The following is a 16,736-nucleotide window of genomic DNA, read 5'->3' as shown; positions in this document are numbered from 1 at the left end:
CAAAACCCGAAGGTTTTTGACGAGACACTTGCCTTGATAGTAGATGATTTGTCACCCACTCAGGCAAGCGCCCACATGAATTACCTGATCAACTTGTTAAAGAGCGTCTCGCAAGGCCGTTGTGTCGGCCTGCAAAGCGGCGATGACTTGCCGTCTCTGCTGCGAGGAAGGCGTATTCTACACGCCTTGAAGTGGTTGTCAACTGCGATGTCATAAACCGCGTAACCTGTTGACACCCAAGGCCTTTTTGGGGCCTTTCACCGCGGGCAACGCTTGGCGTCGTCTGCAGCGGATGCGTACTCTACGGGCTGAGGCGGCGTTTGGCAAGGGATGGCGGGAAATAAATTGACATGCCGCCTGACTACAGCAGTAACCCTAGCGCCGCCGTCGTACACAATCCCAGCGAAATACCCTGCAGCCAGCGTCGATCCACCTTATGAGCAACGCGATTGGCCACCGCATTGCCGAAAAGCACAGCGGGCAACAGCGTCAGTGCAACGCCGAAGTGCCAAGCGCTGATTTGCCCGACGACGGCCAGTGTAAAAAGTGTAAGAGTAGAAGTAAGAATGAAAAACGCCGCCAGGTTACCGCGCATTCGGTCCGGCGGCAGGCCGTGCATTAGAAGCACCATGGGCGGGCCACCAATCGAGGCTACAGTGCCGAAAATACCCGACAGCACGCCGGCGCTAAACAGCGTGATGCGATTCACCGGCAGCCGAAAGCGACACAGCGTCACCAGCACCGCAAACAGTACAATGGCCGCAATCAGCTTCTCCATGATGACCATGGGCGCGGCGAGCAGCAGCCAGGCGCCCAGCGCATTACCCGGCAGCCTTCCTACCAGTGCCATACTGATTGGGCCCAGGCGCACCTCATGCCAATAGTGGCGTACCATCATCAGCGATACCGTAAGCCCGAACAGTACCAGCACTACCGGTACCAGCCGCGGCTCCAGCATCAGCAGCAGCGGCGCGCTGACCACGGCCAGGCCAAAGCCCGTGGCGCGCTGCACAAACGCCCCCGCCGTCAGTACACAGGCCACGCCAAGCCAGGTGGCAAACGTCATGTCGAACCACTGCCACAGCTCAGACACGAGGGTCAGGCTCCGCCTCGGGATCGGGCCTTGGCGTCAGCAGGCGCACGCCGACGTTGCCAACGACTGAAGCCGACAGCATGGTCAGCACCATAGGCCACATGTTCTCGACCTCAAAGTAGCCGACCATAATGCCGGCCAGCGCCCCACAGCTAAACTGTATACCCCCCAAAAGCGCCGTCGCCGTCGCACTGATATGGCCAAAATGATCCAGCAGCGACGAAATCGAGTTGGGCGTAATCAGGCCAATCATGCCGGTAAAACACATCACCAACGCCACCACGACCGGCAAGCTGTTCAACCCAAGCGCCGTAACCGTCACCAAACCGCCGGCCGCCACCAGCTGTACAGCCAAGCCCAGGCGCAGATTCTGCTGGGGCGTTCGCGTTTTGAGCAGTGCGATATTAACCCGATTGGACGAGGCGATAACGATCACATTAGCGCCGAAAACAAAAGGATAAAGCGCCGGCGACAGGGAAAAGTACTCCATGTAGACAAACGGCGATGCCGTAACAAAGGCAAATAGCCCGGCGAACGCGGACGCCACCGCACAGATATAGCCCATGCCCTCTTGATGGCGCAAGATACTGGCATAGTTGCGCACCACCTGACGAAGCGAAGCCGCCGGCAATGTCATATCGCGGGTTTCGGGCAGCTTAGTACCCAAAAGCCACAGCAGAAACAGCGCATAGACTGCCAGAAAGACAAAGATCAGCCACCAGTCCACCAGATGCAAAAGTACGCTGCCTATGCTCGGCGCCGCCAGCGGTGCGAGCATCATGATCATGGCCATGGTCGACATCACCCTGGCCGCCTCCCGGCCCTGAAAGCAGTCGCGTACGATAGCGGCTGAATTCACCACGCAGGCCCCGCCTCCCAGCGCCTGAACGAAACGCAGCGATAACAGCTCCGGCAGGCTGTCTACCTGGGTAAGCAGCAGACTGGCCAAGGCAAAGACCGCAAGCCCACCGGACAGCACGGGCTTGCGCCCCAACCGGTCGGAAAGCGGCCCAAAACACAGCTGCCCCAGGGCAAACCCCAACAAGAACACGCTGATGGAAAGCTCAGTGCGGTGGATGCTGGCATCGACGGTATCGGCCAGCGCCCCCATAGCGGGAAGATACGCATCAATAGCAAACGGGGCCAGCGCCGTATTGGCAGCCACCAGCAGCGCTATGCGGCGAGGGGTAAGTTGCATACAGCTCCCTGACACAAAAGATAATAACGGTTCAAACGACAGGCCAGCGGCAATAGCGTATTCGCAAAACCGCTACTGATAGACGATGTAACGCCGCTTGGCTGCGCTATTCGAGGCGCCACTGCCTTGCTAGAGTAACGCCACGACATCCAAGGAGCGTGATATGGCTAACAGCCTGCTATCCCAACTCAGGCAAATGACCACCGTGGTCGCCGACACCGGCGATATAGAGGCCATTCGCCGTTTTCAACCCCACGACGCCACCACCAACCCGTCTTTGATCCTACAGGCCGCCCAGCAGGAAGGCCGCCGTGAGCGCCTGGCACATATTGCCCGGGAAAGCCGCGATCTGGACGAGGCGCTGGACCGGGTAGCGGTCGATATTGGCAGCGAAATCAGCACGCTGGTACCCGGCTACGTATCTACCGAGGTGAGCGCACGGCTGTCGTTTGATCGCAAAGCCACAATGGCCCGCGCCCACTCACTCATCGAGCGCTATCAACAAGCCGGCGTGAGCGCCGAGCGTATTTTGATCAAGGTGGCTTCAACCTGGGAGGGGATTCAAGCCGCCTCTCAGCTGGAGCGCGAAGGCATTCAAACCAACCTGACACTGCTGTTTGGCTTTACCCAGGCCCGCGCCTGCGCCGACGCCGGCGTTACGCTCATCTCCCCTTTCGTGGGCCGTATTCTTGACTGGTACAAGGCACAAAACCCCAAAGCGGACTTCAGCGGTGCCAAAGACCCCGGCGTTATCTCGGTCAAAAAAATCCACGAGCACTTCAAGGCGAACGCCTACCCCACCATTGTCATGGGCGCCAGCTTTCGCAACACCGAGGAAATTCAGGCGCTGGCGGGCTGTGATCGGCTGACCATTTCACCCAAACTGCTTGGCGAGCTGGAGCGCCAAAGCGGCTTTCTGGCTCGGCAGCTACACACCGAAGGCAACGCCGCTAGCGCCGAAAAGGCGACACCGCTGGATCAGGCAACGTTTCGCTGGCAAATCAACGAAGATGCCATGGCCTGCGAAAAACTCGCCGCCGGCATTCGCCAGTTCATGGCCGACCAGCGCCGGCTGGAAACGCTACTCGGCGAGCTGCGCCAAAAAGGCTGAAACGCCGGCACGGCTATCGTAGTTTAGCAGCGGGGCGAGCTGTGTTGCGCTTCAAGCATTTCCACCAGCGGCTGAAACTGCTCGCGATTGTGCTCGTTTATGCGCATCAAAATACGGTGCGCCTCAAGGATTCGCTCGCGCAGCCCGCTTTCATCCGCCGCCACTTCAGGCAGCTCTTCTGCGGCATCGTCGGCCGGGCCATGACTCAGCGGTGCTGACAGCAGCGTGAAAAAACGAGCAAACCCCATCACGTCAAGCATCTGACGCACGTCGGGATTATCAACAATAATAGTGGGTGGCCGCTCCAGGCGACCTCGCACCGCCATGGCCACCTTGGCGAGAAACCCAAGGGCAGTAGAGTCAACGTTGCTTGCTTCGCGCAGGTCAATCATGACCGCGCACAGCCCCGGCGTTTGCGCCAGCTGCTGGGCCTGAATATCCAGCGTGGCACACAGCGTCAGGCGCACATCGCCGCAAAGCTTAAGGACAAACACCCCGGAATCAAACGCCGCTTTGATGCGGCCTTCTTCAATCAACTTGCCCAAATCCGCTCACCATCATGATGGTTAAATCGTCGGGTAATGCCTGCCGGTCATCGCCTGCTTCGTCCGGCTGGCGCGCCTGCCTGAGATCAACGTCAGTGCTGACCCGGGTCAGCCCGTCGCGCAGCTGCTCAAGCGTCGCACTTTCTGCCAGCAGCCGCTCAAGTTTCGCCAGGCGCACGCTAAGGGTGTCTCCCGGCAAGCATTCCAGCACGCCATCAGAACACAGCCAGAGAGAAAAATCGTCGGGCAGCGGACATTCCAGCACAGGATAGACCGCATCCGGAAACAGCCCCACCGGCATGCCCTCGCCTTCCAGACGCACAAGCTTGCCGCCGGTCTTGAGCATCGGCATGGGCAGCTGTGCCCCCAGCGAATAGTGCAAGGTGCGGGTTAGATGATCAATCACACCGGCAAAAAGCGTCGCGTGCTTGCCGATATCGCTGTCCTGCAGCTCGCGGTTAAGCGCTGCAAGCCAGTCCGCCGGCAGCTGTTCGGGTCGCTCACCGTCCCACTCCTGCAGCCAGCGCGTGAACAGGTATTTCAACAGCACCGTGACAAACGCCGATGATGCACCATGGCCGGAGACGTCGGCAAAGTAAAAGGCACTATAGCGCTCGCAGTGGCGCTGATAGCCGAGAAAATCACCGGACAGATACAGCGACGGCGCCAGCCAGTAGTCAAAGCGCACGCCGCCAAACACGCGAGGGCGAAGCGGCAACAGGCGACGCTGAATGTGCCCTCCGCTTTGCTGATCCAACCGCAGCAGCTCAAGCCGGGCCTGCAGGCTTGCATTCTGCCGCTGTAGCTGCTCACAGCGCTGGCGGCACGCATCGGCGGATCTGTGCTCTGTGCTCTTTCGCTTATCGTCGTGGCTCATTCAAAGCCTCAATCGGCACTGCCGTCATCCCCGAAGGCCGCATCGTCAACGTCAAAGTCATCCGCTGCGAAGGGATCTTCACCCAGCTTGCCGTCGTTGATTTCAAAGGTCCGGTTTTGCAGATACGCATCGCGCACGAAGCGATAGCGGTCGCCCTGGATCAGCTCTTCCTGATCCAGAAGGTTTGCCCGCTGATCGATCAGGTTAAGCGCGCCCAGAGACAGCCGCGCTGCGTCATCTTCTACGTAGGTCACCGGATACGCCGCTATGTTGGCCGGCAGGCCGGTGGCATCGCGCAGCGTGCTCGGGCCGAACAGCGGCAGCACCAGATAGCGCGAGTCTTCCCAGCCCCAGACGGCCAGCGTCTGGCCGAAGTCTTCTTCCTGGCGGCGAATGTCCATTCTGGTGGCCACGTCAAACAGCCCGCCCACGCCCGCCGTGGTGTTGATCATCAGGCGCGAGGTGGAGCGGCTGGCGTTTTCTACGTCGCCCTGCAGCAGGCTGTTGAGCACGGTACGCAGCTCGCCCAGGTTGGCAAAAAAGTTGCCCACGCTGTCTTCCACCGGCTCCGGGGTGACGGTGCGATAGCCTTTGGCAACCGGGCGCAGCGCATAGCGATCCAGCACGTCGTTGAAGGCAAACACCTTGCGGTTAAAACCTTCCCAGGGATCCTCCTGATGCGGCTCACCCTGCAGGGCGCCGCTGGCGCAGCCGCCAAGCGTCAGTGCAACTACCGTTGCCGGTAGCAAAGCGGCGACGCGCTTGGTGCCCGGCGCAAATTCCGGGCGACAGTTGTCTAGCATGAGAGTCTCGCATCTTTTTGGTGGCAGTTCATGAAAGCGAAGCGGCGGCGCTACAGCCGCTGCAGCACGACGCTGCCGGCGCTGTAGCCGGCGCCGAACGAGCAAAGAATCCCGATATCACCGCGCTCCAGCGCATCGCGATGCAGATGAAAAGCGATAACCGAGCCGGCTGAGCTGGTATTGGCGTAGCGGTCAAGAATCACCGGCGCCTGCCCCGGCGCCGGGTCGGCCCCCAGTACCTTGCGCGCAATCAAATCGTTCATGTGCTGGTTGGCCTGGTGCAGCCACAGCCGCTTAACGTCGCTGCCGGCAAGCTCAAGGGAAGCCAGATGCGCGTTGATCAGCCTGGCCACCAGCGGGCAGACTTCCTTGAACACCCGCCGCCCTTCCTGGACAAACAGCTTGTCCAGCGCGTTCGGGTCGGCATCGGTCACGCGGTTCAAAAAGCCGGCGTTGTTGCGAATGGCGTTGGAAAACTGCGTCACCAGCCGGGTACCCAGAATCGCGTAGCGCTCTTCGGCCACGGCCACGGCGTTGTTTTCCAGCACCATGGCGGTGCAGGCATCGCCGAAAATAAAGTGGCTGTCGCGGTCGCGAAAATTCAGGTGCGCCGAGCAGATCTCCGGGTTGACGATCAGCGCGCGCTGAATGCTGCCCGAGGCAATGGCGTTGGCCGCCGTTTCCAGCGCAAAGGTCGCCGAGCTGCACGCCACGTTCATGTCAAAGCCGTAGCCGCCGGTGCCCAGCGCCTGCTGCAGCTCCACGGCGATCGCCGGATAGGCGCGCTCCAGATTGGAGCAGGCCACAATCACAAGCTCGACATTTTGTGCTTCTACCCGGGCGTTGGCAAGCGCCTCGCGCGCCGCACTTACGGCCATTTCACACTGGATTGACGGCTCGTCGTTGCCGCGTTCGGGCAGGCGCGGGCGCATGCGTTCGGGGTCGAGAATGCCCTCGGCGTCCAGCACGTAGCGGCTTTTAATGCCCGACGCCTTTTCGATAAAGGCACTGCTGGAATACGCAAGCGCCGTGCGCGTGCCGGCGGCAATGGCGTCCGCGTGGCGGGCGTTTTCCGCGTCGACCCAGGCGTTGAACGCGCCTACCAGCGCGTCGTTATCCACCGCGTGCGCCGGGGTGTAAAGCCCGGTGCCGGTGATCACTACCTCTGTCATGGCCATTCTCCTGTCGGCGGTGCGCCGCCCTGTTATCGTGAGCGGCGGCCTACGCCTGAGTAATTTCCTGCCAGCGTTTCTCCAGCCGCTTGACCGAGACCGGCATGGCGGTGCCCAGCTGCTGGGCAAACAGCGAAACCCTAAGCTCCTGAAGCCACCAGCCGAATGCCACCAGCTCCGGCGCTTCGACCCGGCCGCGCCGTTCGCTTTCCCGGCGCGCGTCAAAGCGCGCTTCCAGCTTTTGCACTTCATTCATCAGCATCTGGTCGCGGCCGCGCTCACGCGGGGCTTTTTCCAGCCGAATCAGCGCCGCCTGCATATAGCGCGGGTAGTGGATCAGCCAGTCGCCTGCGTCACACACAAACCCCGGGTAAATCAGCCGCTGCATCTGGGCGTTGATGTCACTGTAGACCAGCGCCAGAGCAAAGTTGAGCTTGCCCTTGAGCACCTTGCTGACTTCCAGATGCTCCTTGAGCGCCGCGTGCGCCTGCTCCAGCAGCGCCTCGGCCTGAGGGACGACCTGCTCGTCGACTTCCTGCAGCCGCGCATCCAGCTCGCCGGACGAGCGCGGCAGCGGGTCCACGGCCACGACCCGGGTAAAGGCCGCCTCTACCAGATCATCGATAAACGCCTGCTTGCTGCCCACCTTGGCAAACAGCAGCGCGCAGGTTTCCACGCCCTTGAGCCGGCGGATCTCTTTGACCCACTCCGGCCGGCTAGCCATGGCAAGCCTTGCCACGCCTTCGCGGTGGGCCGCTTCGGCCTTGGCCGGGTGGTCATAAAGCGTCACGTTGAACGCCTTGCCGTCCTTGACCAGCGCCGGGTAGGCCTCCACGCGAATGCCTGCCTGCTCGGTCACCCGCGACGCCGGCAGCGGCTTTTCCGGCAGGCCGTCTACCGCCGGCGTATCGCTTGCCTTGGCGGCAAGCGCCTGGGCGCCCTGACGGGCAGCGTCTTCAAAACGCTTTTCCAGCGCGCGCACGTCGCGGCCCTGGCCCAGGGTTTGGCCGTCGTGGCCCACCACGCGCACGTTCATGATCAGGTGCGGCTCAAGCTGCTCCAGTCGCCAGTCGTCGGAGCTTACCCGGGTGCCGGTACGCCGGCGGATAAACTCGCCCAGCGCTTCGGTGAGCGGGCGGTTGTCAGGCACCAGGGTTTGAAGCGCGGCGTCCACCCAGTCGGGAATCGGCACGATCTGGCGACGCAGGCTTTTGGGCAGCGACTTCAGCAGCGCAATGCATTTATCGCGCAAAAGCCCCGGTACCAGCCACTCAAGGGCGTGCACCGGCAGCTGGGGCAGCATGGCGGCGGGTACGGTCAGCGTTACGCCGTCGTCTTCCGCGCCCGGGGCAAAATGGTAGCTCACCGGGTAGCTCACCCCGCCCAGCGTCAGGTGATCGGGGTACTGGCCTCGGGTAACTTCCTCGGCGTCCCGGGCCTTCAGCGCGTCCAGATCAAACTTGAGCAGATCGGGATTGTCCTGCTCGGCCTTTTTGCGCCAGCTTTCAAAGCCCTTGCCGTTGACGATATCCGCCGGAATCAGCGCGTCGTAAAACGCAAACAGCGTGTCTTCGTCCACCAGAATGTCCCGGCGCCGGGCGCGGTCTTCAAGGGCTTCAACTTCGTCCATCAGGGCACGGTTGTGGGCAAAAAACTCGCCCTGGGTGCGAAATTCACCTTCCACCAGCGCCCGGCGGATAAACAGCTCCCGGGACTCTTCCGGGGCGATGGCACCGTAGTTGACCTTACGGCCGCTGACGATGGGCAGGCCGAACAGCGTGACCTGTTCCTTGGCCACCACCTGGGCGCGCTTCATCTCCCAGTGCGGGTCGCTGTAGCTGCGCTTGACCAGATGCTCGGCCTGGGGCTCGATCCACGCCGGATCGATTTTGGCCACGGTGCGGGCAAACAGCCGCGAGGTTTCGATCAGCTCAAAGGCCATCACCCACTTGGGCGTCTTTTTGGCCAGCCCCGAGCTCGGGTGAATCACAAACTTGCGGTTGCGCGCGCCGAGGTAGTCGCGATCTTCGGTGAGCATCCCCAAGTTGGACAAAAGCCCCGAAAGCAGCGCCTGGTGCAGCTTGCCCGACGTTTTGCGCCGGGCCTGGCGGGCCTCTTCTTCGCTCTGCTCGGGGTCGCCCGGCGGCGCCGGCGGCACGTCGATGTCCATATCCCGCAGCAGCTGACGCAGCTGGCGGAAGGTGTCGTGCCATTCGCGCACGCGCAGGTAGTTGATAAAGCGCTCGCGGCACCAGCGCCTGAGCTGGTTGCCGGACAGCGCCTCCCGGGCGTTTTCGATGCCGTGCCAGAGGTTTACCAGCGCGACGAAGTCGGACTCCGGCGAGTGCCAGCGGTGGTGGGCGTCGTCCGCCGCCTGGCGCTTATCCGCCGGGCGGTCGCGTGGGTCCTGAATGGAAAGCGCCGATACCACAATCAGCACCTCGCGCAGGCTGCCGCGATCGGCGCCGGCCAGCACCATCCGCGCCAGGCGCGGGTCAATGGGCAGCCGTGAAATCTGCCGGCCCAGCTTGGTCAGGGCGTTTTTGTCACCGACCGCGCCCAGCTCGTACAGCAGCCGGAAGCCGTCTTTTACAAAGCGCGGGTCCGGCGGGTCGACAAACGGAAACGCCTCGATGCTGCCCAGCTTCAACGACAGCATGGACAGAATCACCGAGGCCAGATTGGTGCGGCGGATCTCGGGGTCGGTAAACTCGGGCCGGGCGAGAAAATCCTCCTCGTCGTACAGGCGAATGCACACCCCTTCGGCGATCCGCCCGCAGCGGCCCTTGCGCTGGTTGGCGCTGGCCTGGCTGACCGGCTCCACCGGCAGGCGCTGGATCTTGGCGCGGTAGCTGTAGCGGCTCAGGCGCACCAGCCCCGGGTCGATCACGTAGCGGATGCCGGGCACGGTGAGCGAGGTTTCCGCGACGTTGGTGGCCAGCACGATGCGCCGCCCGCGGTGGGAGGTAAACACGCGGTTCTGCTCGGCGTTGGACAGCCGGGCGTACAGCGGCAATATCTCGGTGCCGCGCAGATCGGCGCGGCGCAGGGTATCGGCGGCCTCGCGGATTTCGCGCTCGCCGGGGAGAAATACCAGCACGTCCCGAGGGCCGTTTTGCCAGCCCTTTTCGCGCTCGATGCGTTCGATTTCTTCCACCGCCTGGACGATGCCTTCCTGCAGGGAAAGGTCGTCCTCGTCGTCGGCCTCGCGGACCAGCGGGCGGTAGCGCACCTCCACCGGGTAGGTGCGCCCGGTGACTTCCACCACCGGCGCCGGCGCCTTTTCCGTGCCGAAGTGCGCGGCAAAGCGCTCCACGTCAATGGTGGCTGAGGTGATAATCACCTTGAGATCCGGGCGCTTGGGCAGCAGCCGCTTGAGATAGCCCAAAAGAAAGTCGATGTTGAGGCTGCGCTCGTGGGCTTCGTCAATAATGATGGTGTCGTAGCGCAGCAGCAGCGGGTCGTTGCGGGTTTCGGCCAGCAGAATACCGTCGGTCATCAGCTTGACCAGGGTGGTATCGCGGCTCTGGTCGGTGAAGCGCACCTGATAGCCCACCTGCTCGCCCAGCGGGGTATCAAGCTCCTCGGCCAGCCGGGTGGCCACGCTTCTCGCCGCCAGCCGCCGGGGCTGGGTATGGCCGACAAGCCCGCGCCGGCCACGGCCCAGTTCCAGGCACAGCTTGGGCAGCTGGGTGGTCTTGCCCGAGCCGGTTTCCCCGGCGACGATGACCACCTGATGCTCGTCCAGCGCCTTGAGAATATCCTCCCGGCGCTCCACCACCGGCAGCTCCGGCGGGTAGTCAAGGCTCACCTGCTGCCCGCGGCGGGCGTTGATGATCCGGCCCGCGCGTTCGACTTCCCGGCGGATCTCGTTAAGCCCCCGGTCCACGGGCTTGCCTTCGCGCAGGCGACGCTCAAGGCCGGCCAGCCGGCGCTCCAAGCGCTGGCTGTCCTTGAGCACCAGCGTACCGGCGGCCTGTTTCAGGGCGCGCAGCTGCTCGGCGGGGCTTTGGCCGGCATCAGCCTGTGTGGCAGGCGGCGTCATGGCAGAAGCATCGGGGGTATCAGCAGTCACGGGCGACTCAACTTCATCGGCGGTTGCGGGGATGGCGAAAAGCGGACCGGCGAGTATAACGCTTTCAGGCAGGCGCCACCTACCCCGGGGTATCAATCCCGCTTCGGGCAGCCTCTTGCCCGCCTGCTATCTTTCCACGCCGGTGCTGACAAGGCCCGTCCCGAAGGCTAGCTGCCCTGGTCATCACGCAGCTCCCGGCGCAGCACTTTACCCACGTTGGTTTTGGGCAGCTCATCGCGAAACTCAATGTGTTTGGGCACCTTGTAGCCGGCAAGCTGCTTTTTGCACCAGCGGCGCAGGGTGTCGGCATCAAGCTCGGCGCTGTCGGTGACGACAAACAGCTTGATCGCCTCGCCGCTGTCGTCGTCGGGCGCGCCCACGGCGGCGGCTTCGCGCACGTCGGGGTGGGCGGTGACCACGTCTTCGATTTCGTTGGGGTAGACGTTGAAGCCCGACACCAGAATCATGTCTTTCTTGCGGTCGACGATGCGCACGTAGCCGTCTTGCTGCAGCACGGCGATGTCTCCGGTAGCAAACCAGCCGTCGTTAAACGTTTGGTGCGTTATGCTTTCCATGCCCCAGTAGCCTTTCATCACCTGGGGGCCTTTCACCCACAGCTCTCCCGGCTCGCCCAGGGGCACGGCGTTGCCTTCTGCATCCACCGCCTTCACCGCCGTACCCGCGACCGGCTTACCGATGGTGCCCAGCTGAATGGCATCGCTGGGGTTGAAGGTCACAATCGGCGAGGTTTCGGTGAGCCCGTAGCCTTCGGCCACTGGGCAGCCGGTCACGGCTTCCCAGCGCTCGGCCGCCGCATGGGTCAGCGCCATGCCGCCGGATATGGTCAGATGCAGGCGAGAAAAATCCAGCCGCTTGAAGTCGTCGCGGCGGCACAGCGCGTTGAACAGCGTATTCAGCCCGATAAAGCCGGTGAACGGCGCCTGTGCCAGGGTTTTGACAAAGGCATCCAGGTCCCGCGGGTTGGGGATCAGCACCGAATGGTTGCCGGTATCCACTAAAAACAGGCAGTTCACGGTAAAGGTATAGATGTGATAGACCGGCAGCGGTGCCATCACCCGCTCGGTGCCTTCTCCGATACCCTCACCGATCGCCATGCGCGCCTGCACCATGTTGGCCACCAGGTTGCGGTGGGTCAGCATTGCGCCCTTGGGCTTGCCGGTAGTGCCGCCGGTGTACTGCAGTGCGGCGACGTCGTCGAGCTCCCGAGTCGCGTCCTTTTGCTCAAGGCGTTTGCCCCGGCTCAGCGCCTGGCGCAGCGGCGTGGCGCCGGGCAGAGAATACGCCGGCACCATTTTCTTGACGTACTTGACCGCGGCGTTGATCACCCAGCGCTTGGGTGCGACGTGCAGGTCGGCAAGCTCGGTCACCACTACATGGCGTATGACGGTTTTATCCAGCACCTGCTCGAGCTTGCCGGCCATGTTGGCCAGAATAACGATAGCCTTGGCACCGGCGTCCTTGAACTGATAGGCCATTTCACGCTCGGTGTACAGCGGGTTGGTGTTGACCACCACCATGCCGGCGCGCAGCGCGCCAAAAACGGCAACGGGAAACTGCAGCACGTTGGGCAGCTGAATGGCGACGGCATCGCCGGGCTCAAGGTCGGTTTCGCAGGTGAGCCAGGCGGCAAAAGCAGCCGAAAGGCGATCCAGCGCCTGAAAGCTAATCGTCTGCCCCATACAGGTAAAGGCCGGTTTATCGCCAAAGCGCTCAACCGCTCTGTACAGCACATCGGTAATCGAGCCGTACTGTTCAAGCCCTTCCAGTGCCGGCCCGTGAAGCATCGGGTCGCGCCCCGGCGCCGAGGCATCAGCGTTGTCGCTCATCGGCAGTCTCCGCTATCCGTGTCGGCCTATCACCGACGTTATTGTTGTGGCGTCGCTGGTCCTTTGGGTGAAGCGCCTCAGGCGCTGCTGACGATCGGCGCATCGGTCGTATAGCGCGCCTGTATCTCACCGTCTTTCCACACTAGCAGCTCTCCGGGCACCATGCGCTGCCACTTTTCGTTATGGGTCAAAGGCTCGGTGGCAATTACAGAGACCACATCGTCGGATGTCGTATGCTCAGCGAAGTTGACCGTCATGTCAGCATCGGCAAGTTCAGCCTCGCCAAAGGGCGCACGCCGGGTAATGTGGGCAAGCTTTGTGGAGCAGTAGGTGTATAGATAGTCGCCGTCGGAAAGCAGTAGATTGAACACGCCAAGCCCGCGCAGCCGCTCGCACAGCGTATGCAGGTACTGCCACAGCCGCTCGGGGGCGTCCGGCGGGCGGGGAAACGCCCGGCGAATCTCGCCGAGCAAAAAGCAGCAGGCGTGCTCGCTGTCGGTGCGGCCCACCGGCGTGTAGGTGCCCAGCGGCAAATCCTGCCAGCCGGCCAGCTGGCCGTTGTGCGCATAGCACCAGGGCCGGCCCCACATCTCCCGGGTGAAGGGGTGGGTGTTGGCCAGCGTCACCTCCCCCACGTTGGCCTGGCGGATATGGCTGATGACCACGTGGGACTTGATCGGGTAGTCGCAGATCAGCCGGGCGATGGGCGAATCCACCGAGGGGTGCGGGTCGCGAAATTCGCGGTAGCCGCCCTGCTCGTAAAACGCAATACCCCAGCCGTCGCGGTGCGGGCCGGTGCCGCCGCCGCGGTGCAAAAATCCGGCAAAACTGAAACAGATATCGGTGGGCACATTGGCACTCATGCCCAGCAGCTCGCACATCACAAACTCCTTGTCGTCAACGGCGCGGCCTTAGCCGATCACCGGCTCACGGCGCCGGGTATCCGATTCAGCGGCTTTGGGGGTCGCCGCCGGCCGGCCGGCGTCAGGCGGGGTGCGCCTGTCCTCGCGTCCGCCTTCAGGGCGCCGCCGCCACCACAGTGCAATACCTACAAACGCGCCCAGCACGACCCCGCTCAGCAGCCACGCAAGCCCCGCGCCGAACGCCGCTGAATCCTGCTCCAGAAAGCCCACCGCGGCCACCATGGCCGACGGGGCCCAGCCGGCGTACGCTTCGCCTTTTTCGACAAGCGGCAGCGTAAAACTTGCCGGCATCCACATGGCACCGCCAATCGCCCAGGTCAACGGCAGCCGCACCAGGCGCGGCAAAAAGGCAAAGGCCAGATACACCGCCCCCAGCACCAGAATGGAAATGCCATAGTACGTCAGCCAAAGCTGTGACATTGATTCGGCAAACAGCATAATACCCCTCTTCTTTTGTGGATCTCGGTATCCGCACGACATTTTTCGTTATGGTACTCGTCCATTGAATAAAGCACAGCCAGAACCTACCGATGCCTCCCCGGCAGCGCGCTATTTTCGCCCCGATGCCCCTGACTGGCACTGGCTCGAAGACAGCGCCAGCCCCGCGACCCGTGACTTTCTCGAAGCGGCCAACGCGGAACATGCCGCCTGGTTTGCCCCGCTCGCACCGCTGGCAGAATCGCTCTATCAGGGCCATCTGGCCCGGCGTGAGCTGGCCTCGACCGGCATTGAGACCGCGCTGGACCACTTTACGTTCTACACCACCGTCGAGGCCGACGCCGACTACCCCCGTTTCTGGCGCTACCCCAACGGCAAACCCGACGCCCGGGAGTGCTTTTTTGACCTGCCGGCTCGCGCTGCCGGCCGTGACTTTTTCGATATCGGCGACATGGCGCTGACCCCGGACGAGCGCTGGCTTGCCTGGACCGAAGACACCCGGGGCGATGAGCGCTATGCGCTGTGGCTCAAGCGCCTGCCCGACGGCAAGCCCCGGGCGCTGCTGGATGACATCGGCCCGGCGCTTTGCTGGGCCGAAGATCAGACCGCGCAGAGCGCCACCCTGCTGTTTACCCGCTTTGACGCCACCCAGCGCCCGGACAGCGTCTGGCATCTGCCGGTGGCACTGGGCGAAGGGGCAAAGGACGGCGCAGCGCGGCTTGTCTGGCAGGAAAGCGACCCCGAATTCTGGATCGGCATGGACAAGACCCGCTCCCGGCGCTGGCTTATGCTGGAAAGCGCCTCCAAAGACACCAGCGAAACCTGGCTCGTCCCTGCCGGCGACCCTGCCACAAGCCCTATCTGCCTACACCGCCGCAAGGCCGGCGTAGAGGCCAGCCTCGATCACCGCCCGGGCTTTTTCTACTGCCTACACAACCGCGCCGGCGCGCACTTTCAGCTCGATGTGATCGACGAAGGCTGCGCGCTGGCCGCCGCTAGAAGCAGTGCGCCGGCCGACTGGCGGCCGCTCGTATCCCACCGGGAGAACGCGACGCTTGAAGGCGTGGACGCCTTTGCCTGGGGGCTGATGCTTGCCGAGCGCGACCACGACCGGGCCCAGGTGACCCTGCGCCGGCTGGTGCTTGACCGCGCCCACGCCGCGATCCTCGATGAAACCCTGGCGCTGCCGGAAACGCCCTGCTCCCAGCTTCTGGAAGACGCCCCGCACTTTGACGCCAAAACGCTGACCCTGCGCGAGGAGTCGTTTATCCGCCCGCCGCGCTGGGTGGAACTGGATCTTGCCAGCGGCACGCGCCGGGTGATCAAGACGCTGCCGCTTTACGGCGACCTGCAGCCCGCGCAGCTTGCAAGCCGGCGTATCTGGGCGCAAAGCGCCGACGGTGAAAGCGTGCCGGTATCGGTGGTCATGCGCGCCGATCTGGCCGACCGGCCGCTGCCGACTCTGCTCTACGGCTACGGCGCCTACGGCGATCCGCAGGACCCGTGGTTTTCCATCACCCGGCTAGAGCTTTTACAGCGCGGCGTGGCCTTTGCCGTGGCCCACGTGCGCGGCGGCGGCGAGCGCGGCGAGCCGTGGTATTTGCACGGCAAGATGGCACACAAGGAAAACAGCTTTGCCGACTTTCTCGCCGCACGTGACGCATTGGTGGCGCAAGGCCTCAGCCGGCCCAAAAACATCGTTGCCTACGGCGCCAGCGCCGGCGGCATGCTGGTAGGCACCTGCGTCAATCGCGCCCCCGAGGCCTTCTGTGCCGCGGTGCTGGACGTACCCTTTGTCGACGTGCTGCGCACCATGCAAAACCCCGAGCTTCCGCTGACCACCGCCGAGTACAGCGAGTGGGGCAACCCCGACGAGCCCGAGGTCGCCGCGCGCATCGGCGGCTACTCGCCGGTGGATACCGTCACATCTCAGGTCTACCCGGCGCTGTGGATCGAGGGCAGCTGGTTTGATACCCGCGTGGCCTACTGGGAGCCGGCAAAATACTATGCCAAGGTCAAGCAGCACCAGCAGGGCGACGCGCCGGTGCTACTGTATACCGACATGCAAAGCGGCCACGGCGGCGCCTCGGGCCGGTTCAAGGCCTGGCGCGACGCCGCCCGCCAGGATGCGTTTATTCTCTGGGCGCTGGGGCTTGCCGAAGGCCCCGAAGTACAAAGCGCGGGCAAAAGCGCGCCGCCTACATCGGCAGCACGGCAATAATATGCTCTTCCAGGCGATCTTCGGGCACATCGTCCTGGGAGACGGCGAAGCCGCGCACGCTGACCCCCTTGCGGTGGACGCGCTCGGCGTCGTTGCTCAGCAGCGGGTGCCAGCCGGCCAGCTTGCGGCCTTCGGCTACGCGCCGGTAGCCGCAGGTGTGCGGCAGCCAGGTAAATTCGCGCACCCGCGCGGGGGTCAGCTGGGTGCAGTCCGGCACGCTGTCAAAGCGGTTGAGGTAGTCGCTGCACTGGCAGCTGTGGGTGTCCAAAAGCCGGCAGGCCACGTTGAGCACCGCGACTTCTGCGGTGTCTTCATCGTGGAGCTTGAGCAGGCAGCACTGCCCGCAGCCGTCGCACAGGGCTTCCCACTCGGCGTCGTTGAGCGCTTCCAGGGCAAAACGCTCCCAAAAGCGTTCGCGCATCGCCGCACCCAT

General features: G+C 63.4%; 14 protein-coding genes. 3 read left to right on the top strand and 11 right to left on the bottom strand.

Annotation, left to right across the window (positions count from 1 at the left end; genetic code table 11):
* Positions 1-216, top strand: a 216-nt coding sequence (locus tag ABD654_RS05585; RefSeq protein ID WP_344703077.1) for a hypothetical protein, incomplete at its 5' end; no start/stop codon positions are given.
* Positions 217-361: 145 nt separating this feature from the next.
* On the opposite strand, the gene ABD654_RS05580 is transcribed toward ABD654_RS05585, so the two are convergent.
* Together ABD654_RS05580 and ABD654_RS05575 are read right to left on the bottom strand one after the other, a co-directional pair.
* Positions 362-1,066, bottom strand: coding sequence for a sulfite exporter TauE/SafE family protein (locus ABD654_RS05580; RefSeq protein ID WP_344703104.1), 705 nt, complete (start codon positions 1,064-1,066; stop codon positions 362-364).
* A gap of 19 nt (positions 1,067-1,085) precedes the next feature.
* The gene (locus ABD654_RS05575) at positions 1,086-2,291 is read right to left on the bottom strand and encodes a multidrug effflux MFS transporter (protein WP_344703075.1); all 1,206 of its coding nucleotides are present in this window, start codon (positions 2,289-2,291) and stop codon (positions 1,086-1,088) included.
* 163 nt (positions 2,292-2,454) lie between these two features.
* Between ABD654_RS05575 and tal the strand changes: the two genes are divergently transcribed.
* On the top strand, positions 2,455-3,402 hold the full coding sequence (gene tal, locus ABD654_RS05570; RefSeq protein ID WP_344703073.1) for a transaldolase: 948 nt from the start codon (positions 2,455-2,457) through the stop codon (positions 3,400-3,402).
* A gap of 23 nt (positions 3,403-3,425) precedes the next feature.
* Here tal and ABD654_RS05565 read toward each other — a convergent pair whose 3' ends face one another.
* The 8 genes from ABD654_RS05565 to ABD654_RS05530 all read right to left on the bottom strand — a co-directional run bounded on the left by ABD654_RS05565 (position 3,426) and on the right by ABD654_RS05530 (position 14,082).
* Positions 3,426-3,947, bottom strand: coding sequence for an STAS domain-containing protein (locus ABD654_RS05565; protein WP_344703072.1), 522 nt, complete (start codon positions 3,945-3,947; stop codon positions 3,426-3,428).
* Positions 3,931-4,824, bottom strand: a complete 894-nt coding sequence (locus ABD654_RS05560) for a PP2C family protein-serine/threonine phosphatase (protein ID WP_425552725.1) — start codon at positions 4,822-4,824, stop codon at positions 3,931-3,933. Before ABD654_RS05560 ends, ABD654_RS05565 begins: the two co-directional genes overlap by 17 nt.
* Positions 4,825-4,832: 8 nt before the next feature.
* Positions 4,833-5,627, bottom strand: a complete 795-nt coding sequence (locus ABD654_RS05555; RefSeq protein WP_344703070.1) for an MlaA family lipoprotein — start codon at positions 5,625-5,627, stop codon at positions 4,833-4,835.
* A gap of 50 nt (positions 5,628-5,677) precedes the next feature.
* Positions 5,678-6,799, bottom strand: coding sequence for a beta-ketoacyl-ACP synthase III (locus ABD654_RS05550; RefSeq protein WP_344703068.1), 1,122 nt, complete (start codon positions 6,797-6,799; stop codon positions 5,678-5,680).
* Positions 6,800-6,848: 49 nt separating this feature from the next.
* A complete protein-coding gene (hrpA, locus tag ABD654_RS05545; RefSeq protein ID WP_344703102.1) occupies positions 6,849-10,844 on the bottom strand; it encodes an ATP-dependent RNA helicase HrpA in 3,996 nt (1,331 codons plus the stop codon).
* 197 nt (positions 10,845-11,041) lie between these two features.
* On the bottom strand, positions 11,042-12,721 hold the full coding sequence (locus ABD654_RS05540) for an AMP-binding protein (protein ID WP_344703066.1): 1,680 nt from the start codon (positions 12,719-12,721) through the stop codon (positions 11,042-11,044).
* 77 nt (positions 12,722-12,798) lie between these two features.
* On the bottom strand, positions 12,799-13,602 hold the full coding sequence (locus ABD654_RS05535; RefSeq protein WP_344703064.1) for a class II glutamine amidotransferase: 804 nt from the start codon (positions 13,600-13,602) through the stop codon (positions 12,799-12,801).
* A 30-nt stretch (positions 13,603-13,632) separates the two neighbouring features.
* Entirely contained in the window at positions 13,633-14,082 is a 450-nt protein-coding gene (locus ABD654_RS05530) for a hypothetical protein (RefSeq protein WP_344703062.1), read from the bottom strand.
* A 64-nt stretch (positions 14,083-14,146) separates the two neighbouring features.
* Here ABD654_RS05530 and ABD654_RS05525 point away from each other — a divergent pair, with 64 nt between their 5' ends.
* Positions 14,147-16,303, top strand: coding sequence for a S9 family peptidase (locus ABD654_RS05525; RefSeq protein ID WP_344703060.1), 2,157 nt, complete (start codon positions 14,147-14,149; stop codon positions 16,301-16,303).
* Here ABD654_RS05525 and ABD654_RS05520 read toward each other — a convergent pair.
* Positions 16,281-16,736 (bottom strand): YcgN family cysteine cluster protein, encoded by a 456-nt coding sequence (locus ABD654_RS05520; protein WP_344703058.1) that lies wholly within the window; start codon positions 16,734-16,736, stop codon positions 16,281-16,283. The genes ABD654_RS05525 and ABD654_RS05520 overlap by 23 nt on opposite strands.

Source organism: Halomonas cibimaris, assembly GCF_039537045.1.
GTDB classification, from domain to species: domain Bacteria; phylum Pseudomonadota; class Gammaproteobacteria; order Pseudomonadales; family Halomonadaceae; genus Vreelandella; species Vreelandella cibimaris.
Note: the sequence above shows the minus strand (reverse complement) of the source record. Positions and strands in the feature narration are given on the sequence as shown.